This window comes from Chryseobacterium sp. SIMBA_028 (genome assembly GCF_046535285.1).
Taxonomy (GTDB): domain Bacteria; phylum Bacteroidota; class Bacteroidia; order Flavobacteriales; family Weeksellaceae; genus Chryseobacterium.
This window is the reverse complement of sequence record NZ_JAWRWZ010000006.1, coordinates 1-17,447: the sequence shown is the minus strand read 5'-3', so window position 1 is coordinate 17,447 and position 17,447 is coordinate 1. Positions and strand designations below refer to the sequence as shown.

Here is a 17,447-nt window from a genome sequence, read left to right as displayed (position 1 = left end):
TTGATAACTTTATTCACTACCGGAAATGATAAACTTCATGATTACAATAAAAACAATTAATTTTTATACATAAATTACTTTTAATACAGTCTTTTTGTACATTAGATTATTAAAAAATAACCCATCAGCCATCACAAACAATTTTATATGGAAAAATATGCAATATCATCAGACAGCCAGAAAATTCATTATACAGAATCAGGAAACGGAAATACTTCAGTAATCTTTATTCACGGTTGGCTTGGCAACGCCGAATGGTGGGCAGATCAACAGGATTTTTTTCAGGACCAGTATCACATTATACAGATGGATCTGGCAGGACACGGAAAATCACAATCTTCCCGACAGGAATGGACAAGTTCCCGATATGCTGATGATATTAAAGCAGTGGCTGATGCTATCCACTCAAAGGAAATCATACTCGCAGGACATTCTATGTCCGGAGCCTATGCACTGGAGGCTGCTTTAAAAATACCAAACGTTAAAGCCATCATTTTAATTGATACCCTAAAAAATATAGATGAATCTTTTACAGAAAGGCAGGCTGAAGAACTCATGTTTGTTCATTACCGCCAGGACTTTAAAAATGCAGTGGAAAATATTCTTCCGCAATATCTTTTTGTTGAAAAAACGCCGCCAAATGTAAAGGAAAGACTCCAGCAAGAATTTCTTCAAAATAGTCCGGAAATGGCAATCAATCTTCTAAAACCTTTATACAAAACGGACTTCAGACAAATTGCAGAGCATATTAATGTTCCGGTTATAGCGATCAATTCGGATGCTTCTCCTACTCACCTTGAAAACAACCGTAAGTATCTTAAAAATTACGAATATGTCACGATTACTGAAACCGGCCACTACCCTATGCTGGAAAAACCAGAAGAATTCAATACGACCTTGGATAAAGTATTAAAAAAATTAGCCTGAAAAAAAATATGACATATTTAAAGGAGTACGAATAGAAGAACTCTAATTTAGATCAGATCAGATGAAATAAATTTATTTATAGAATGGGTCACAAAAAAAACATCATCTGAAAATTGTTGTTTTTTGTATTGTCTTTTTTATTAATTTCGATGGTATTCTAATCAGCTATCTTACCCATAGTCAAACTATTGGAAGCACAGATCATCATTAATAAATTGTATATGAAGTATTTTTTCATTTCTATTCTTCTCTGTTCAATACACCAGCTTGCTTCAGGCCAGTCCCAACATGATTCATTGGCCATAAAACAGGCAGCACTGGATTATATTGAATCACAGCATACCCCAAACGCATCCAGAATGGAACGTGCTTTACACCCCAGAATGGTAAAAAGAACTTTTTGGAAAGATAAAGCCACAGGGAAAGACTATCTCCGTGAAACCAGTGCCGAATCCATGATTTTACTGGCGGAAAGCTATAATAAAAACAAGGATAAATTCCCGGCTTCCCCGAGAAAAGAAATCAAATTTCTTGATGTTTCTGAAAAAATAGCTTCGGTCAAATTAATTGCAGATGAATGGATTGATTACATGCATCTTGCCAAACTCAATGATACATGGAAAATTGTCAATGTTCTTTGGCAATACAATGACACCCAACGACAAACTAATTAAAGTTAACTGCCATGCCTCATTTTATCATAGATTGTTCACAGGATATTCTCCTGCAAAAGCCCCCTGAAGAAATCATGGATGCTGTATACAAAGTTGCAGATTCCACAGGTTTGTTTGCCATCAATGATATTAAAGTAAGACTCCAACCTTATCAATACTACCAGTTGGGAGACCGGAAGAAAAACTTTCTACATGTCTTCGGATATATTATGGAGGGCCGTAGTATGGAACAAAAAGCAAGTCTATCGAGGCAGATTAGCATCCGGCTTACAGAATTATTGCCGGATATTTCCTTTGTATCTGTAAATATTATTGAATTTGAAGTTGCGACCTACAGCAATAAGGCGCTCATCAATCCTGAAAATAAAAATCATGACCGTCATTATGGACTTTAAATTTCTTTGAAACCAACACAATAGTAATAATATGAGCTTAAAAACATTAATCAACAAAACCGTTCAGTACAATAATTGGGTAGTCAATAAATACATTGACTGGTTATCCACAAAATCTGATGAACAGCTTAATCAGGAAACAATCTCCAGCTTTCCGACCATTTTAAAAACCTTACATCATATTTGGCAGACACAAGAATATTGGTGGAGTTATATTTCTGAAAATAACGACTTTGATTTCGCCAAAACAACTGCCGAAACTAGCAAGGAGGAGGTTTTTAGAAATATCAAAAGCAATTCGCAAAAGCTAGTGGATTACGTGGAAAGCTTATCTGAGGAAGATCTTACAAAAAATGTAAAGATAGAATCTCAATGGTTTCAGTGTGATTTTTCCAAGTATGAATACATCCAGCATGCTATCCTTCATGGAACCTATCACAGAGGGCAGATTGTAACAATGGGAAGAAATGTAGGAATAACCGATGCTCCTATGACAGATTACAACTTCTGGAATATTTATAAGGATCAGAAATAGAGACTAATCTTTTCCACTGATTAAAATTTCACAACAATGAATACAATTTCAGAAGAAACTATCATCTACTACCATGGTACGAAAGCAGATCTAAAGATTGGCGACCTCATCGAAGCAGGCTTCAGCTCCAACTACGGAACGCAGAGAAAAGCAAAATACATTTATTTGACAGCAACATTGGAAGCAGCAACATGGGGTGCAGAACTAGCACAAGGAGAAGGTAAAGAAAGAATCTACATCGTAGAACCCACAGGTTCAATGGAAGACGACCCTAATTTAACAGATAAAAAATTTCCGGGAAATCCGACAAAATCTTACCGTTCACAACACCCTTTCAAGGTCATAGGAGAAGTTCAAGAATGGCAGGAACACTCACCAGAGCAGCTGAAAGTAATGAAAGACCATCTTGAGAAGCTTAAAAAACAAGGTATTGAAGCCATTGAAGACTGAGATTATTTTTTTTCAACATTCATAAATGGCAAAATTTTTCGAATTAATTTTCCATAAAAACCATCAGTTTATGAAGTCAAATATTATGTGGATAACTTTTCCACCCCCATCATTTCTTCATGAGAAAAATGTGGATAACTTTTTAAAATCAATAATAAACAAAAATCAATAAATTAATAATCAGTATTTTAAATTAAAATATTAAACTCACATAACTTATCCACACTTATTTTTAATTTGTGGATAAATTATGTGAATAACTTTTTTGTCATGATGATTACTTCTTGAAATTTAGTAATTTCCTCTACAGAAAACCCATCATCATGATATCTATAAAAAATCACAAACCAGCGCTACTCACCATTAAGCATATATTTATCATTTTATTTTCATTCATTATCTTCAGCTGTAGTTCTCAACAATCTGATAAGTTCAAGGCAAAAGAAATTTATAAATCTGAGAATTTAATTATTACCCAAATTTCTGAAAACTCGTTTGTCCATACCTCTTTTAAACAAACCAATGACTTTGGAAATGTTCCCTGCAATGGCCTTGTTATCAAAAACAACCATGAAACGATTGTTTTTGACACCCCCACTCATGACAAAGACTCTGAAGAATTAATACAATGGATCACCGGAACGCTTCATTCTAAGATCAACGCTGTTATCCCAACCCATTTTCATGATGACAGCATGGGTGGATTACAGGCATTTCACAATCACAATATCCCCTCCTATTCCTACTCTAAAACTATTGAACTTGGGAAGAAGAATAATTTTGTTGTTTCTAAAAACAGCTTTAATGATTTCATAACTTTAAAAGTAGGCAATGAAGAAGTGGTCGCCAAGTTTTTCGGAGAAGGACATACAAGGGACAATACTGTCGGTTATTTTCCAAGCGAAAATATTTTGTTCGGAGGATGCCTGTTAAAAGAATTAGAAGCTAGCAAAGGATATTTAGGAGATGCCAACGTTTCAACATGGTCCAACACTGTTGAAAAAGTAAAAAAAGAGTATCCGAATGTAAAAATTGTAATTCCGGGGCATGGGGAATATGGAGATAAAAAATTGCTTGATTATACCATTAAGCTATTTAAAGTTCAATAAAAAAACAGCTCCTGATTGAGCTAAAAAACTAATCTAAAAATACGGAGCCATGCAAAACACTAAAATCTTTACCACAGCTTTTGCCAGTGTTTATCCACATTATATTCAAAAGGCAGAAAAAAAAGGACGCACCCAATCAGAGGTTCACGAAATTATCTGCTGGCTTACCGGCTATGATGAACAGGGCCTGCAACAACAACTGGAACATAGAAATGATTTTAAAACTTTTTTCGACGAGGCTCCTCAAATAAATCCCAATGTATCATTAATAAAGAGTGTGATTTGTGGATACAGAGTAGAAGACATTCAGGATGAACTAATGAGAAACATCCGCTATCTTGATAAATTGATAGATGAACTGGCCAAAGGAAAAAAAATGGAAAAGATATTGAGGGAATGATTTTAGCTATCCTCAATATTGTCTAAAAATTTTAAAATAGACTATTAAAAAAACTTAAATGAAGAACGTACAAAGAGAAGACATTCAAATCCTTAACCGGCACAGCAATCTGACCGAAAAAGACATCTCCGAAATTCTTACCAACAATGTTTATAGCAGTAAAGATGCCTGGCAGAAATTTCTTCGGTTTTTTCTTATCAGTCTTGGAATTGGCTTTACAATATCCGGAATTATATTCTTCTTTGCCTACAACTGGGCAGAGTTACCAAAATTTGCAAAAATAGGATTAACGGAAGCCTTGGTTATTGCTACCACCGGGCTGGTTTTACTACCCAAAATTAATATTAACATCCGGAATATTATTCTCACCGGAGCCTCAGCCCTTGTGGGAGTTTTATTTGCCGTATTTGGACAAATTTATCAAACCGGAGCAGATGCCTATGATTTCTTTCTGGCATGGACTATTTTTATAACGCTCTGGGTACTCATCTCTGATTTTGCCCCTTTGTGGCTTCTTTATGTGGGCTTAGTTAATACCACTCTGGTTTTATATTCACAACAAGTGGTAAAAGACTGGGATATCACGGGTCTCAACCTCTTACTTTTTGCACTCAATACAGTCATATTGATAGGTTCTTTCCTTATTTCTCACTATAAAAAAGCAGTCAGCGTTCCTCATTGGTTTACAAATATTCTTTCTCTGGCCATTGTCAGTATATCCACTTTTGGAATCTCCGTAGGAATTATGGATAGGGATGAAACATCTTTATACCTCTTAGGTATACTCAGTGCCGGTATATATGCTTTGGGAATCTGGTATGGTTTTAAAACAAAAAACAGCTTTTATTTTGCCATCATTCCACTTAGTATTGTCATCATTATTTGTTCTTTACTCTTCCGGACAGGAGATAATGAAATTATATTTCTATTGGTGTGCCTTTTTGTAATTGTGAGCATTACTTTCATTATTAAAAATCTGATGGACCTTCAAAAAAAATGGAAAAATGAGAAATAAAGAAAATATAAAAAACGTACTGGATGATCTTCGTGCCACAAGCAGCAAAGAAATTCATTTTGATGAAGAAGCCATTATTGCAGCCTATCAGGAAAAAAGCACCAACCATCAGTCATTATCCATCAAAATACTCTCTATTTTCGGAGGGATAATGGCGTGTCTTGCATTTTTAGGTTTTATTTTTATAGCACAAATCTTCGATTCTAAAATAGGACTCATCATACTGGGAGGCATTTGTATTGCAGGGTCTGCCTTGATCAGCAGGCTATCCGGCAAAACAATCATGGATACCCTGAGTGTTACCTTTTTTATTACAGGATTTACCCTTCTGGGTTTCGGTATTTCCAAGGATGAAAATATCGTCTATATTGTGTTTATCCTCTTGTCATTATGTACCCTATTTTTCGTGCAGAGCTATATTCTTTCCTTTATCTCGGTATTGATCATTAACGGATGTATTATAGCATTTGCTGCAGACAATAAGATGTATAGCTTGTCTTATATTATTATCGCATTACAAGCCATAGCAACTACTTTTCTGTTTTTACAGGAGGCAAAGATCATAACAAGGAACAAAACATTCTCCAAATTGTATGATCCGGTTAGAACAGGAATGGTATTTTCATTCCTATCTACACTTGCCTTTCTGAGTCTGGAATTTCTTGTTCCCGCGCCCATTTTTTACAACTGTATCTCCTCGGTCGTTATCGTTATAGCGATTCTTTATGTGGTAACACTTTTATTCAAAACATTACATATTACCAATACAACACACAAGAGCATTATTTATATTCTTACTGTTTTACTTCTATCACCAACCTTATTAACACCCACCATATCAGGAGCCATTCTTATTATTCTGTTAAGCTTTTTTATTAATTATAGAACCGGCTTTGCTGTAGCCATTATTGCCTTGGTTTACTTTATTGGAAAGTTTTACTATGACCTTCACTTTACATTGTTAACCAAATCAATACTCCTATTCGTGTCCGGAGTTATTTTTCTGGCAATTTATTTCTTCACCCATAAAAACCTTACAACAGATGAAAAAATATAAATGGATTATCATACTCTTAAATATGATCCTGTTACTGGTATACTTCAACTATTCTGTGGCAGAAAAAGAAACATTACTAAAAGGCGGACAGCCCATTTTATTAAAACTCGCTCCTGTTGATCCCCGCTCATTGATGCAAGGTGACTATATGAGCCTGAGGTATGATATTTCAAGAAATATAGACGCTGAAAAGATTCCCAAACGGGGATATTGTGTTGTAACACTTGATACAAAAAGCATTGCCCGGGCAGTACGGTTTCAAAAAGATCCAATACCACTGAAAGCAGGAGAACATCTGATTAAATATTCTTCTCCTAATCAGTGGAACATTAATATTGGTGCAGAGTCTTTCTTTTTTCAGGAAGGACATGCTAAAAAATATGAAAAAGCAGTCTATGGTGGAATAAGAACTGATAAAGAGGGAAACAGTTTATTAGTGGGACTTTATGATGAACACTTAAAACAAATAAAATAGAGCCATCTCTCTTACAAAATTTTAACCCTCTGTTATTGATTGAGTACAAACCAATAGCAGAGGTTTTTTATATTCATTGATAAAAAAAATCAAAGAATCTTCTTCATTTCAAAAAACTTCCCGAAATTAGCGGCCTGTGCATTAAATTTATTCAATGAAATAAAAATTTAAATTAAAACATACAGCAAAACTTAGTATAAGTTTTCTTCGGGGCAGGGTGAAATTCCCTACCGGCGGTTACAGTCCGCGACTCCTTTCTTTTGAGAGGATTGATTTGGTGAAATTCCAAAACCGACAGTTAAAGTCTGGATGGGAGAAGAAAATGAAACGAACAGTAAGATTCCTTATGGATTCTTGTTGTGACGTATTTCATTTCCATGTACCGAAGACTATTTTAACTTTTAAAAGTAAAATAACATGGAAAAATTATTAGAACAATTCGGAGCAACCTCCAAAGAACGTGTAGAAAAGGCACTTTCAACATTACAACAGGGAAAAGGTATCCTTTTAGTAGATGACGAAAACCGTGAAAACGAAGGCGACATCATCTTTCCCGCATCCACTATTACAGAACAGGACATGGCACTTTTGATCCGCGAATGCAGCGGCATAGTTTGTTTATGCATTTCCGAGGAAAAAAGTAAGCACCTCAACCTGCGTCCGATGGTGGAAAACAACAACTCAAAAAATCAAACTGCATTTACCATTACCATTGAAGCTAAAGAAGGGGTAGAATCCGGTGTTTCAGCGAAAGACCGTGTAACAACCATCAGAACAGCAATAGCAGCCCATGCTCAGGCAGAACATATTGCTAGTCCTGGACATGTTTTCCCTTTGATTGCCAAAAAAGGCGGAGTCTTTGAAAGACGTGGCCACACGGAGGGAAGTGTAGATCTTGTAAAAATGGCAGACCTTGGTGATGATGCCGTACTTTGTGAGCTTACCAATGAGGATGGCTCCATGGCAAGACTTCCGGAAATTGTAGATTTTGCCATCAAAAAAGGAATGAGCGTCGTTACCATTGAAGATATTCATGCTTACCGCAAAATGATCATGAGCAACTAAACTTATATATTTAATGCACAGAACAGCCGTCCGAAGTTATCGGGCGGTTTTTTTAGATATTTCATTGAAAATAAATTATATTAAAATACAATAACTGTTTTTAACTATATTTAACAAAAAATTGACATGAAAAAATCTATACTCTTTCTACTGGGAACCTCTGCTGTTCTTTCCGCACAGATTACCCTTACTAAAGCCTCTCACGATCCTGTTATCAGTGATGTCGTTAACAACAATTTGATAACCGGAACGGTAGACAACTCTGCCACAGGACCTAATGTTACATTTTCTAATGGTAGTCTTATCATGGGAAGTGCTTCACAAACCAATTACTCAGCTCCAATATCTTCCGAAATTACTACATTTCCTGGATCAAACCTTAAAATGGTAGATGGGGCAACAACCATCTTTTATAAAGCATCGGCTACAAAACTTGAGATTACCGGAATTGTAAATCCTCAGGCTACTTTGAATTTCACACTGGATAATGGAACCTATATTACCTATCCCACAGCTTACAACACTCCACAAAATGACACTGCTAAAGGAACATTTTCTTCATCTGTAGCCAACGGGCTATTCAATGGCACCCTAAATACCGTGGCTGATGCCTACGGGACATTAATGGTAGGCGGGCATACTTATAGCAATGTTCTCAGAGTAAAGTTTACACAGAACTTTAACCTATACTCACCTATCGATCTAACCTATTCTAACCCCATAGGAACCGTAACCAATACAGCTTATTCTTATTATGATGCCACCCACAGATATCCACTGCTAAGTTCTACCAATGGAAATATCACCGTTACATTATTAGGAATCAATCAGTCTACATCAAGCGCACAAGCTTTGAGTGAGACGTTTCTGGCAGTAAGCAATGTGATTAAAAAAGAAAACTTAATTGTATATCCTAATCCTGCACAGGATTTTATCGGGTTTAAGGGAAATACCGACAATTATTCTACAGCAAAAATCTATAGTCTCGATGGTCAACTTATCAAGACATCAGATATAAAATCCGGAAACATTTCGGTTTCTGATCTTCCTCCGGCCTCCTACTTCATTGAAGTAAGCGGAAAAAGTTCTGAAGCAAAGAAAAATACGAAATTCATCAAGAAATAACAATAAAAAATCCTCGTTCAAAAGTAAAGAACGGGGATTTTCTCTATTCTATTAAGGAATACATTGATTTAAAAAGTGGCAGCCGGCGCTGTTTCATTATTCAGTTTTCTCTGAATTTCAGTTTTCTTTCCTTTGGAAAAATCGTAGCTTATTCCCAATACAAACATTGATTTATTATTCATGATTTGGGTATGAACCTTATAATCTACCAAACTTTCCGGTAAACTTTTCGTTTTATATTCAGATGGTATTCCCATCCAGTACATTCCGGTAGAAAGCGTCCAGTTTTTGTGCTTGTAGCTCACAAAAATATTATTCTGATTCTCGTTAGTATTAAGAAAAGCTCCGTTAAGATTATACGTTGGAATATTGAACTGATACTGAAGTGAAAAGGCTTTATACTCCGAAGACAGCACAAAATAGTTCCCCAGATAATCATTCTTGATTAAAGCTCCCTTGCTTGTTCTCACAGTTTCAGAAGTAGGTACCAATACGGCTTTTATAACAAGCAGGCTGTTTCCAAAGGGTTTATAAGAACCTGTAATTTGTACTCCATATCTTTGTCCGCTTTTCCCGTTTTCATAAGTCAATGCATAACCTCCCAATTCATTATCCTGAACATAATATTGATTGATTACCCGATCTGTATAGCGATAAAATAAAGCAGCGTTGAAATCAAAATATTTATTATTAAAAGAATACGTCAGATTATTGGAAAAGATCTGCTGCGATTTCAGAAAAGGATTACCTCTTTGCACAATATTAGGAGCCAATTGTACCACATTACTACTCAACGCATTACTTACCGGGCTTACCGGGCTATAGCTTCCCGTAAAGCGAATGCTCTGGTTATTTTTCACCTGATACCCTAAAACAACTTTGGGAGTAAAGCTCCACTCATCGAAAACATTTTCAGCACTCTTATTATGGATATTGGTAAGCCCCGCTCCTACTCGGTAACTGAATTGATTTATTTTTCCTGAAAACTCCGTGTAAAAATATTGCTCCAAATAAGTAACGCTATATTGAGAATAGCCTGCAAGATTATTCAGGTCATTGGAAATAGAAGATCTTGAAATACGATACCCTGATGACAATTTCCCACTTTTAAAATCGTGAACATGAGCAAGTTCTCCTACTATACTTGTTTGTTTTGCCTTAAGCATCATATCATTATCATATACAGAAATTCCGGAACCTACGATCCATTCTTTAGCTGTTTCTGAAGTATTGGTCGTATAATGCGACCCCACCAGATTAATACTCAGTTCATCTTTTTCACCAATCTTTTTAGAATAATACAAATCTAATTTAGGGATCACATAGTCCGAGCCATTATTTTTAAACATAGCGTGCGATTCACTAAAATTATCTTCTGTGAAAACACTTTGTCCAACCCCTTTTGAAAACCTACTGAAAATATCCATGTTTAATTTTGCCTGAAAAGCATAATCATCTGGAACAAGTCTGGTATAGCGTAACGCTATATTCTGAAAAGTATACCCGAAATGATCTTTCCTATTCTCATCCGAACGGTAATGATTTCCATTCAGTTGATAATCGTAGATACTGTTTACACGTCTGTCATTGTAATCCCTAAGATTTAGGGAATACTCTAGTCCGAAGTTGTTTTTTCCTTTGGTATAATTGGCATATGCAGAACCATTTACAAATCCTGTATCTAAAGCAGAAAATACATCAGTCCCGAAAACATACCCTGTTTCTGTAGATCTTGTCAGAATATTGATCACTGTATCTGCCCTCGTAGCCCATCTTGCCGGCGGAATATCATAATACTCCACTTTTATCACTTCAGACGGTGCCACACTGCGAACCTGTAAGTCTGTAGCCTCAACTCCATTGATTAAAAATAAGGTAGTACCTCCCTTTGTACTGGTAATCGTATTTGAAACAGGATCCAGTTGTAACTCGGGAAGTGTACGAAGTAAATCTTTTGCATAACGGGCTCTTTCCAAAGCTTCTTTATCAAAAGTATAAACCGCTTTATCAGCAAACTGTTTTTTTCTTTGTGACTTTAAAATAACCTCCTGAATTTCCTTTGTTGCTACAGCATCTGTAGAATCATTTTTCTTTTCCTGTGCAAATATGAATGTTCCACAAAGAAAGCATAGGGTGTATATCGTTTTTTTCATATCAGAAATGCAATTATACTTTTAGGACAATCAATTGTTGATGTATATTACATTTTCTGTTTCTAACATTTAAAAAAATCAAATATTTTTCATCTAAATTCAAATTATTATGTTAAATTCATCTTGCTTTTTGCTGGTATTTTTTAACATCACAAAATATAATGCTATGAAAAAATTAGTCACACTAACCCCATTTTTATTGTTTTCTGCAATAGGTGCGCAGGAAATTGAAAATAGCTCTGCAGAAAAGATGAATATCATTAAGACCAATGTTACTGCTTATGCGTTCCGAAATATCAACCTTACCTATGAAAGAGCGATCAACCAGTGGTTTTCTGTAAATATAGGCTTCGGAACAATGCCCGAGGGAAAAGTACCTTTCATTAACGCTTTTTTGAAAGATGAGGATGAAAAAAGATTCCAGAATCTTAGAGTAAAAGCCACTAATTTTACGATAGAACCAAGATTTTATATTGGAAAAGGATATGGAAAAGGATTTTATTTTGCACCTTACTATCGCTATTCTGATGTTTCATCCAACACTTTTGATTTTTATTATGACTATAATGGTCCTGGGAATGTTACCTATCAAATCCCTCTTAAAGGCCAAGGGGACACCAATGGAAACAGCGGAGGCCTGATGGTCGGGGTACAGTTTTTCCTTACCAGAAGCCAAAATCTTGTACTCGATTTCTGGATTGCCGGTGCCCACTACGGAAGTGGAAAAGGTGATTTTACAATGACCAGCGATTATGTATTGACTCCCGATATGCAGGAGCAGCTCAAAAAAGAGATAGAAAACCTGGATGTTCCATTTGTAAAATATACCGTAGAAACCAATGCCAATGGTGCTAAAATAAAAGTAGACGGACCTTGGGCCGGTTTCAGAAGCGGGCTATCTTTGGGATACCGGTTCTAATAATATGAAAATGGCCCATAAGAAACTATTCTCATTTTTTAGAATGTTTTTTTTATATCTTTAAGGCCTCAACAATCTATTTTGATTAATATTTTCATATGAAAATTCTTATCATCGAAGACCATAAAGACCTGGCTACCAACATCACAGACTATCTTAAAAAAGAAGATTATGTATGTGAAGTAGCGATCAATGCAAAAGAGGCTTTAGAGAAAATTGAGCTTTTTGAGTATGATTGTATTCTTTTGGATCTTATGCTTCCTGATGGAAATGGATTGGAAATTCTGAAGCATATTAAAAATGATGTACCGGAATCAAGTGTTATCATTGTTTCAGCAAAAAACTCCCTGGATACAAAACTGACAGGCTTGGATGATGGAGCTGACGATTATATTACAAAACCATTCTCATTACCTGAATTACATTCCCGAATAAAGGCTGTTCTCAGAAGAAAGACACCAGAAGCCCATCGTATTTTGAGTTTCAATGAATTTACAATCGATCTGGAATCCAAGGAGTGTAAGGTTAATGGCCAATTGCTAAATCTGACAAAAAAAGAACTGAATCTACTGATTTACTTCATCAACAACCAAAACAGAATGCTTTCCAAGCAAGCCATTGCCAGCCACCTGTGGGGAGATTATACCTATAGTGTTGATAACATAGATTTTGTATATCAGCATTTGAAGAACTTACGGAAAAAAATTATTGATGGCGGTGGTAAAGATTATTTACAGACCGTTTATGGATTGGGTTATAAATGGATTGACAAATGAACTTAAGTTTTCGTTTTGCCAGAGCATTTACCATCTTGGTGTTTTTCGTCCTTACGACAGGATTTACAATTCTATATTTTACCTTTGAAAGAGCTACCATGCGGTCTGCCATTCTAAAGCTTGAAGATTTGAATGCCTATGTAGCCAATCAACTGGAACAAGACCCTGCTTATGATTATCTTAATTCTCACCATAGACAGACCCAGGTTAAAATTCTTCCTGCAAATTATAAGAATACTAAAGAAAAGATTATTGAAGAAAAATACATCTGGAATAAGAGCATACAATCTTATATCAACAAAATTACAGTGGTCACCTACCCGGTAATTCATCAAAAAAGATATGCAATAACAAGTGTCCGATATATTACGATCATAGAAAATAATTTCCTCATAAGCATCATCATGGTTGTTGCCTGGATTATGGTATTTCTTATTATTCTGACCATTATTGTAGGAGTTCTGGTTTCTAAAAAAATTCTTGAACCTTTTTATCATGCTATAGATGAGATCAAAAAGTTCAATCTTAAAGATAATCTTTCAATGAACTTAATGAAAACGCAGACAGAAGAATTTAAATCATTAAATACCTTTCTTCTTAAAATGTCTGAGAGTTCAAAAAAAGATTATCACTTATTAGAGGAACTTTCAGAAAATACTTCTCATGAATTACAAACACCCTTGGCTTCTATTAAAGGGAAGATAGAATTATTGATGGATAGTGATCTTTCCGAAAAGCAACTTCTTACGCTTTCTTCAATGAATGATGAGCTGGATAGGCTTTCTTCCATTAATCAATCACTTATTCTTTTAGCCAAGCTGGAGCATTTTGAGAAAAATGATTCGCATCATATTAATTTTTCAGAACTGCTTACTGAAAGACTTTATTATTTTGAAGACTTATTCGAAATTCAGAATCTTACGCTGACGAAAGAAATCCAGGAAGAAGTTTATCTTAATTTTGATGAAAACTTAGCCATCATTGTTATCAATAACCTCATCAATAATGCTAAAAGACATAATATTGAAAATGGGAAGATCTCTGTAACGCTTACAGAAAGCTATTTCCAGATTTCAAATACAGGAAATCCTCCTACAATTCCTACTGAAGAATTATTCAAAAGATTCAAGCGTGGAAATCCAGATCAAAACTCGATTGGTATCGGTTTAGCACTCGTGAAGAAGATTTTGGAGATTTATGATTCTGAGATTTCTTATCATTTTAAAAACAATCAGCACATAATAAAAGTTGATTTAACAAAATAAACGACTGAAATTCAAAAATATAACAATAAATATTGAATTTTGATTAAAACTTCAGAAATTCTTCAGAATTTATCTATTGTTTAGGTGCAAATAAAGCATCAATGAAAAAACTTCTCATTATTTTAGGTTTAGCTGCTATACAATATACCTATGGGCAGGATACTCTTAAAGTTGATAAGAATCCTAAAGAAATTGTGTCCGAAAAAAATCCTTTGGATATTGGAGAGCTTAAAATCAATCTGAATTCAAAAGGAGATAAATGGTTGAAATTTGGTATTTCCAGCCAAATTTGGCTGCGTAGTATTGACAATAATCCAGGAACTTTAGTGAATGGTGTTCCTCAAGAACAAACCTATGATGCCGGAATCCGAAGAATGAGATTAACGATTCAAAGCCAACTGACTCCCTTTTATTCTATCTTTTTACAAATGGGAATCAACAATCAATCTTTTATTTCGGGAGGTGGAACTGGTACTGGAAATAATGGTGCCGGAAAAAAAGCCCCTTTCTTTTTTCATGATGCTTATAATGAATTGGCTATTATTCCCAGAAACGATTTTCTGACTGGAAAACCAAATAAAAACAACCTGTATCTGGGAGCAGGGCTTCACTCATGGAATGGCGTTAGCAGATTAACCAATACAAGTACTACTAAAATGCTGGCTGGTGATATTCCGGTTTTTAATTTTCCGGCTATAGAAATTGCCGATCAGTTTTCAAGACAATTTGGTATTTTCGTTCATGGAGAATTTGATAGATTAAATTACAGATTTAGTGTGAATAAACCTTTTGCAACTAATTTAAAACCTGTTATTGGTGGACCTGCTGTAGATAACAATCAAAGCGGAAAATTGTCCTATTCAGGATATGCATTCTATCAGTTTTTTAATAAAGAAACTACTGTAACCTCTTTTCTTCCTGGAAATAATCTTGCTGCTAAAAAAATATTAAACTTTGGTGCGGGCTTTTATACCACTAAGGATGCCACACAATCCCAGCCTTCAGAAAATGTTTTTGAATCTCATGATACCAATGTTTTTGGAGCAGATGTTTATTCAGAACTTCCATTAGGAAATAAGAATAAGGAAATGGGATTAACCTTATATTCTGTTTATTATCATTACAACTATGGCCCGAATTATTTAAGGGTAAGTGGCCTTCTGAATCCTGGCACTCCGGATGCACAATTTACAGGACAAAAAGCACTAGAAGGAGCTGGAAATAACAGAGTTTTGATGGGAACAGGAAATATATGGTTTTCTCAAGTGGGGTTTGTCCTTCCTAAATTCAGTAAGATCCTGAAAGTACAACCTTTCTTTAATTATGCATTGAAAGATATGAAAGCTCTTAACCAAAGCGGAAGCTATTATGATGTGGGTGCCAATTTCTACTTATATGGCCAGAATGCAAGAATAGTTGCACAATACAGCAGCAGACCATTATATGATCTGACATCGAAAACAATTTTTGACAGAAAAGGAGAATTCTTATTGTCTTTGCAAATTATACTTTAAAAAATTTAATATATTACCCCTATGAATACGACTCAAATTACAACCGCTCAAAGGATCAAAGCTATTGTTGGTGGTTCCATTGGAAACCTTGTAGAATGGTATGATTGGTATGCCTATGCAGCCTTTGCCATTTATTTTTCCAATTCATTTTTTCCGGATTCGGATCTTAATGCACAATTGATGAATACAGCCGGTATTTTTGCAGTAGGATTTCTGATGCGCCCTATTGGAGGATGGCTTTTTGGAAGTATTGCAGATAAGATCGGAAGAAAAAAAGCAATGACCCTTTCCGTTTTACTGATGTCATTTGGCTCTTTACTTATTGCACTTACCCCAACATATGAAACGATAGGGATTTTAGCCCCCATTCTACTTTTAATAGCCAGGCTACTGCAAGGATTAAGTGTAGGTGGAGAGTATGGAGTTTCAGCAACGTACCTCAGTGAGATGGCAACAGAAGACAGACGAGGTTTCTATTCAAGCTTTCAATATGTAACGCTTATCGGTGGCCAGCTTATTGCCCTGGGAATTCAGCTTATTTTACAGAAATTATTGCTTACAGAAGCCCAGCTGGAGGAATGGGGCTGGAGGATTCCTTTTGTTATAGGCGCCCTGCTTTCCGTCATCGCACTATACCTTAGGGCTAACCTTCACGAAACGGAAGCTTTTGAGAATAAAAAAGAAGTCAGTGAAAAGAAAAAAGGAACCATTAAAGAACTTTTTAAACATCCAAAAGCTTTGCTTACTGTTGTAGGGCTGACTTTAGGAGGTACATTAGCTTTTTATACTTATACCACTTATATGCAGAAATTCCTGGTCAATACAGTCCATCTCACCAAGGAAGAATCTACATTGATCTCTTTTATATCTTTATTTATATTCGCTTGCCTTCAACCTGTTTTTGGAGGATTATCTGATAAGATCGGAAGACGTCCACTTCTTTTGGGCTTTGGTATTTTGGGAACATTATGTACTGTTCCGCTGTTGACTGCATTAAGCACTACAACCTCAATGTGGAGTGCATTCTTTCTCATCATGGCTGCATTAATCATTGTGAGCGGTTACACTTCTATCAATGCTGTTGTAAAAGCAGAACTTTTTCCTTCTGAAATAAGGGCACTGGGGGTTGGACTCCCTTACGCTGTCACTGTAGCCGCCTTTGGTGGAACAGCAGAGTATATTGCTCTCTGGTTCAAAAAAATAGGATCTGAAGAATATTTCTACTGGTACATTACAGGCTGCATCCTTTTTTCTCTGATCGTATATGCAGGAATGAAAGACACCAAAAAGAACTCAACACTGGATAAGGATTAAGCCATTAACCCTATAAAAAATGAGCGCCGCAAAAAATCTGCGGCGCTCATTATATTTTTAATGATAAGCTTGTTTAAATTTCTCTATCATACTGTCCAGATTATGGCGTTGGACATACACACTTTTTACCTCTTCATACCTTGGAGATTTGTAGAAAACCTCATGGAAATCCATACTTCCATTTCCTACTTTTACAACTTTCTGTACTTCGATATTCAACTTCTTCAATTCGTCTTTAAAGACTTTAAATTCATCTTGGATGCTACTACTCATTTATAT

General features: G+C 35.5%; 19 protein-coding genes and 1 riboswitch. Of the genes, 17 read left to right on the top strand and 2 right to left on the bottom strand.

Going from position 1 to position 17,447, the window contains the following annotated elements; all coding sequences use genetic code 11:
• The first annotated feature begins 147 nt into the window (after window positions 1-147).
• From SCA31_RS09110 to SCA31_RS09055, 12 genes are all read left to right on the top strand, one after another.
• Window positions 148-927: an alpha/beta fold hydrolase gene (locus tag SCA31_RS09110; protein ID WP_410696628.1), complete on the top strand. Its 780-nt coding sequence runs from the start codon at window positions 148-150 to the stop codon at window positions 925-927.
• Between the two features lie 221 nt (window positions 928-1,148).
• Entirely contained in the window at window positions 1,149-1,601 is a 453-nt protein-coding gene (locus SCA31_RS09105) for a nuclear transport factor 2 family protein (protein ID WP_410696627.1), read from the top strand.
• A gap of 11 nt (window positions 1,602-1,612) precedes the next feature.
• Complete coding sequence (locus SCA31_RS09100) at window positions 1,613-1,996, top strand: 5-carboxymethyl-2-hydroxymuconate Delta-isomerase (RefSeq protein WP_410696626.1); 384 nt, start codon at window positions 1,613-1,615, stop codon at window positions 1,994-1,996.
• 31 nt (window positions 1,997-2,027) lie between these two features.
• A complete protein-coding gene (locus SCA31_RS09095; protein ID WP_410696625.1) occupies window positions 2,028-2,531 on the top strand; it encodes a DinB family protein in 504 nt (167 codons plus the stop codon).
• A gap of 36 nt (window positions 2,532-2,567) precedes the next feature.
• Complete coding sequence (gene arr / locus SCA31_RS09090) at window positions 2,568-2,981, top strand: NAD(+)--rifampin ADP-ribosyltransferase (protein WP_410696624.1); 414 nt, start codon at window positions 2,568-2,570, stop codon at window positions 2,979-2,981.
• Between the two features lie 323 nt (window positions 2,982-3,304).
• Window positions 3,305-4,090, top strand: a complete 786-nt coding sequence (gene blaCHM, locus SCA31_RS09085) for a CHM family subclass B1 metallo-beta-lactamase (RefSeq protein WP_410696623.1) — start codon at window positions 3,305-3,307, stop codon at window positions 4,088-4,090.
• 49 nt (window positions 4,091-4,139) lie between these two features.
• Window positions 4,140-4,490 (top strand): DUF2200 domain-containing protein, encoded by a 351-nt coding sequence (locus tag SCA31_RS09080; RefSeq protein ID WP_410696622.1) that lies wholly within the window; start codon window positions 4,140-4,142, stop codon window positions 4,488-4,490.
• A gap of 58 nt (window positions 4,491-4,548) precedes the next feature.
• The gene (locus tag SCA31_RS09075) at window positions 4,549-5,505 is read left to right on the top strand and encodes a DUF2157 domain-containing protein (RefSeq protein ID WP_410696621.1); all 957 of its coding nucleotides are present in this window, start codon (window positions 4,549-4,551) and stop codon (window positions 5,503-5,505) included.
• Window positions 5,495-6,562: a DUF4401 domain-containing protein gene (locus tag SCA31_RS09070; RefSeq protein WP_410696620.1), complete on the top strand. Its 1,068-nt coding sequence runs from the start codon at window positions 5,495-5,497 to the stop codon at window positions 6,560-6,562. Before SCA31_RS09075 ends, SCA31_RS09070 begins: the two co-directional genes overlap by 11 nt.
• Entirely contained in the window at window positions 6,549-7,037 is a 489-nt protein-coding gene (locus SCA31_RS09065; protein ID WP_410696619.1) for a GDYXXLXY domain-containing protein, read from the top strand. The genes SCA31_RS09070 and SCA31_RS09065 overlap by 14 nt, the downstream gene beginning before the upstream one ends.
• Before the next feature lie 199 nt (window positions 7,038-7,236).
• A riboswitch (FMN riboswitch) is annotated at window positions 7,237-7,362 on the top strand.
• 92 nt (window positions 7,363-7,454) lie between these two features.
• Window positions 7,455-8,102, top strand: coding sequence for a 3,4-dihydroxy-2-butanone-4-phosphate synthase (ribB, locus tag SCA31_RS09060; protein WP_410696618.1), 648 nt, complete (start codon window positions 7,455-7,457; stop codon window positions 8,100-8,102).
• 126 nt (window positions 8,103-8,228) lie between these two features.
• The gene (locus tag SCA31_RS09055; protein ID WP_410696617.1) at window positions 8,229-9,227 is read left to right on the top strand and encodes a T9SS type A sorting domain-containing protein; all 999 of its coding nucleotides are present in this window, start codon (window positions 8,229-8,231) and stop codon (window positions 9,225-9,227) included.
• Window positions 9,228-9,295: 68 nt separating this feature from the next.
• On the opposite strand, the gene SCA31_RS09050 is transcribed toward SCA31_RS09055, so the two are convergent.
• Window positions 9,296-11,380 carry a TonB-dependent receptor domain-containing protein gene (locus SCA31_RS09050; RefSeq protein ID WP_410696616.1) on the bottom strand — a complete coding sequence of 695 codons (2,085 nt, stop codon included), beginning with the start codon at window positions 11,378-11,380 and terminating at the stop codon, window positions 9,296-9,298.
• A 166-nt stretch (window positions 11,381-11,546) separates the two neighbouring features.
• Between SCA31_RS09050 and SCA31_RS09045 the strand changes: the two genes are divergently transcribed.
• From SCA31_RS09045 to SCA31_RS09025, 5 genes are all read left to right on the top strand, one after another.
• Window positions 11,547-12,299: a DUF3575 domain-containing protein gene (locus SCA31_RS09045; RefSeq protein WP_410696615.1), complete on the top strand. Its 753-nt coding sequence runs from the start codon at window positions 11,547-11,549 to the stop codon at window positions 12,297-12,299.
• 98 nt (window positions 12,300-12,397) lie between these two features.
• Entirely contained in the window at window positions 12,398-13,075 is a 678-nt protein-coding gene (locus tag SCA31_RS09040) for a response regulator transcription factor (protein ID WP_410696614.1), read from the top strand.
• Window positions 13,072-14,340 carry a sensor histidine kinase gene (locus tag SCA31_RS09035; protein WP_410696613.1) on the top strand — a complete coding sequence of 423 codons (1,269 nt, stop codon included), beginning with the start codon at window positions 13,072-13,074 and terminating at the stop codon, window positions 14,338-14,340. The genes SCA31_RS09040 and SCA31_RS09035 overlap by 4 nt, the downstream gene beginning before the upstream one ends.
• Before the next feature lie 101 nt (window positions 14,341-14,441).
• Window positions 14,442-15,854, top strand: coding sequence for a porin (locus SCA31_RS09030; RefSeq protein ID WP_410696612.1), 1,413 nt, complete (start codon window positions 14,442-14,444; stop codon window positions 15,852-15,854).
• 21 nt (window positions 15,855-15,875) lie between these two features.
• Window positions 15,876-17,168 carry an MFS transporter gene (locus SCA31_RS09025; RefSeq protein WP_410696611.1) on the top strand — a complete coding sequence of 431 codons (1,293 nt, stop codon included), beginning with the start codon at window positions 15,876-15,878 and terminating at the stop codon, window positions 17,166-17,168.
• Between the two features lie 57 nt (window positions 17,169-17,225).
• Here the strand turns inward: SCA31_RS09025 and SCA31_RS09020 are convergent, their stop codons facing one another.
• A complete protein-coding gene (locus tag SCA31_RS09020) occupies window positions 17,226-17,441 on the bottom strand; it encodes a hypothetical protein (protein WP_047494121.1) in 216 nt (71 codons plus the stop codon).
• Window positions 17,442-17,447: the final 6 nt, after the last annotated feature.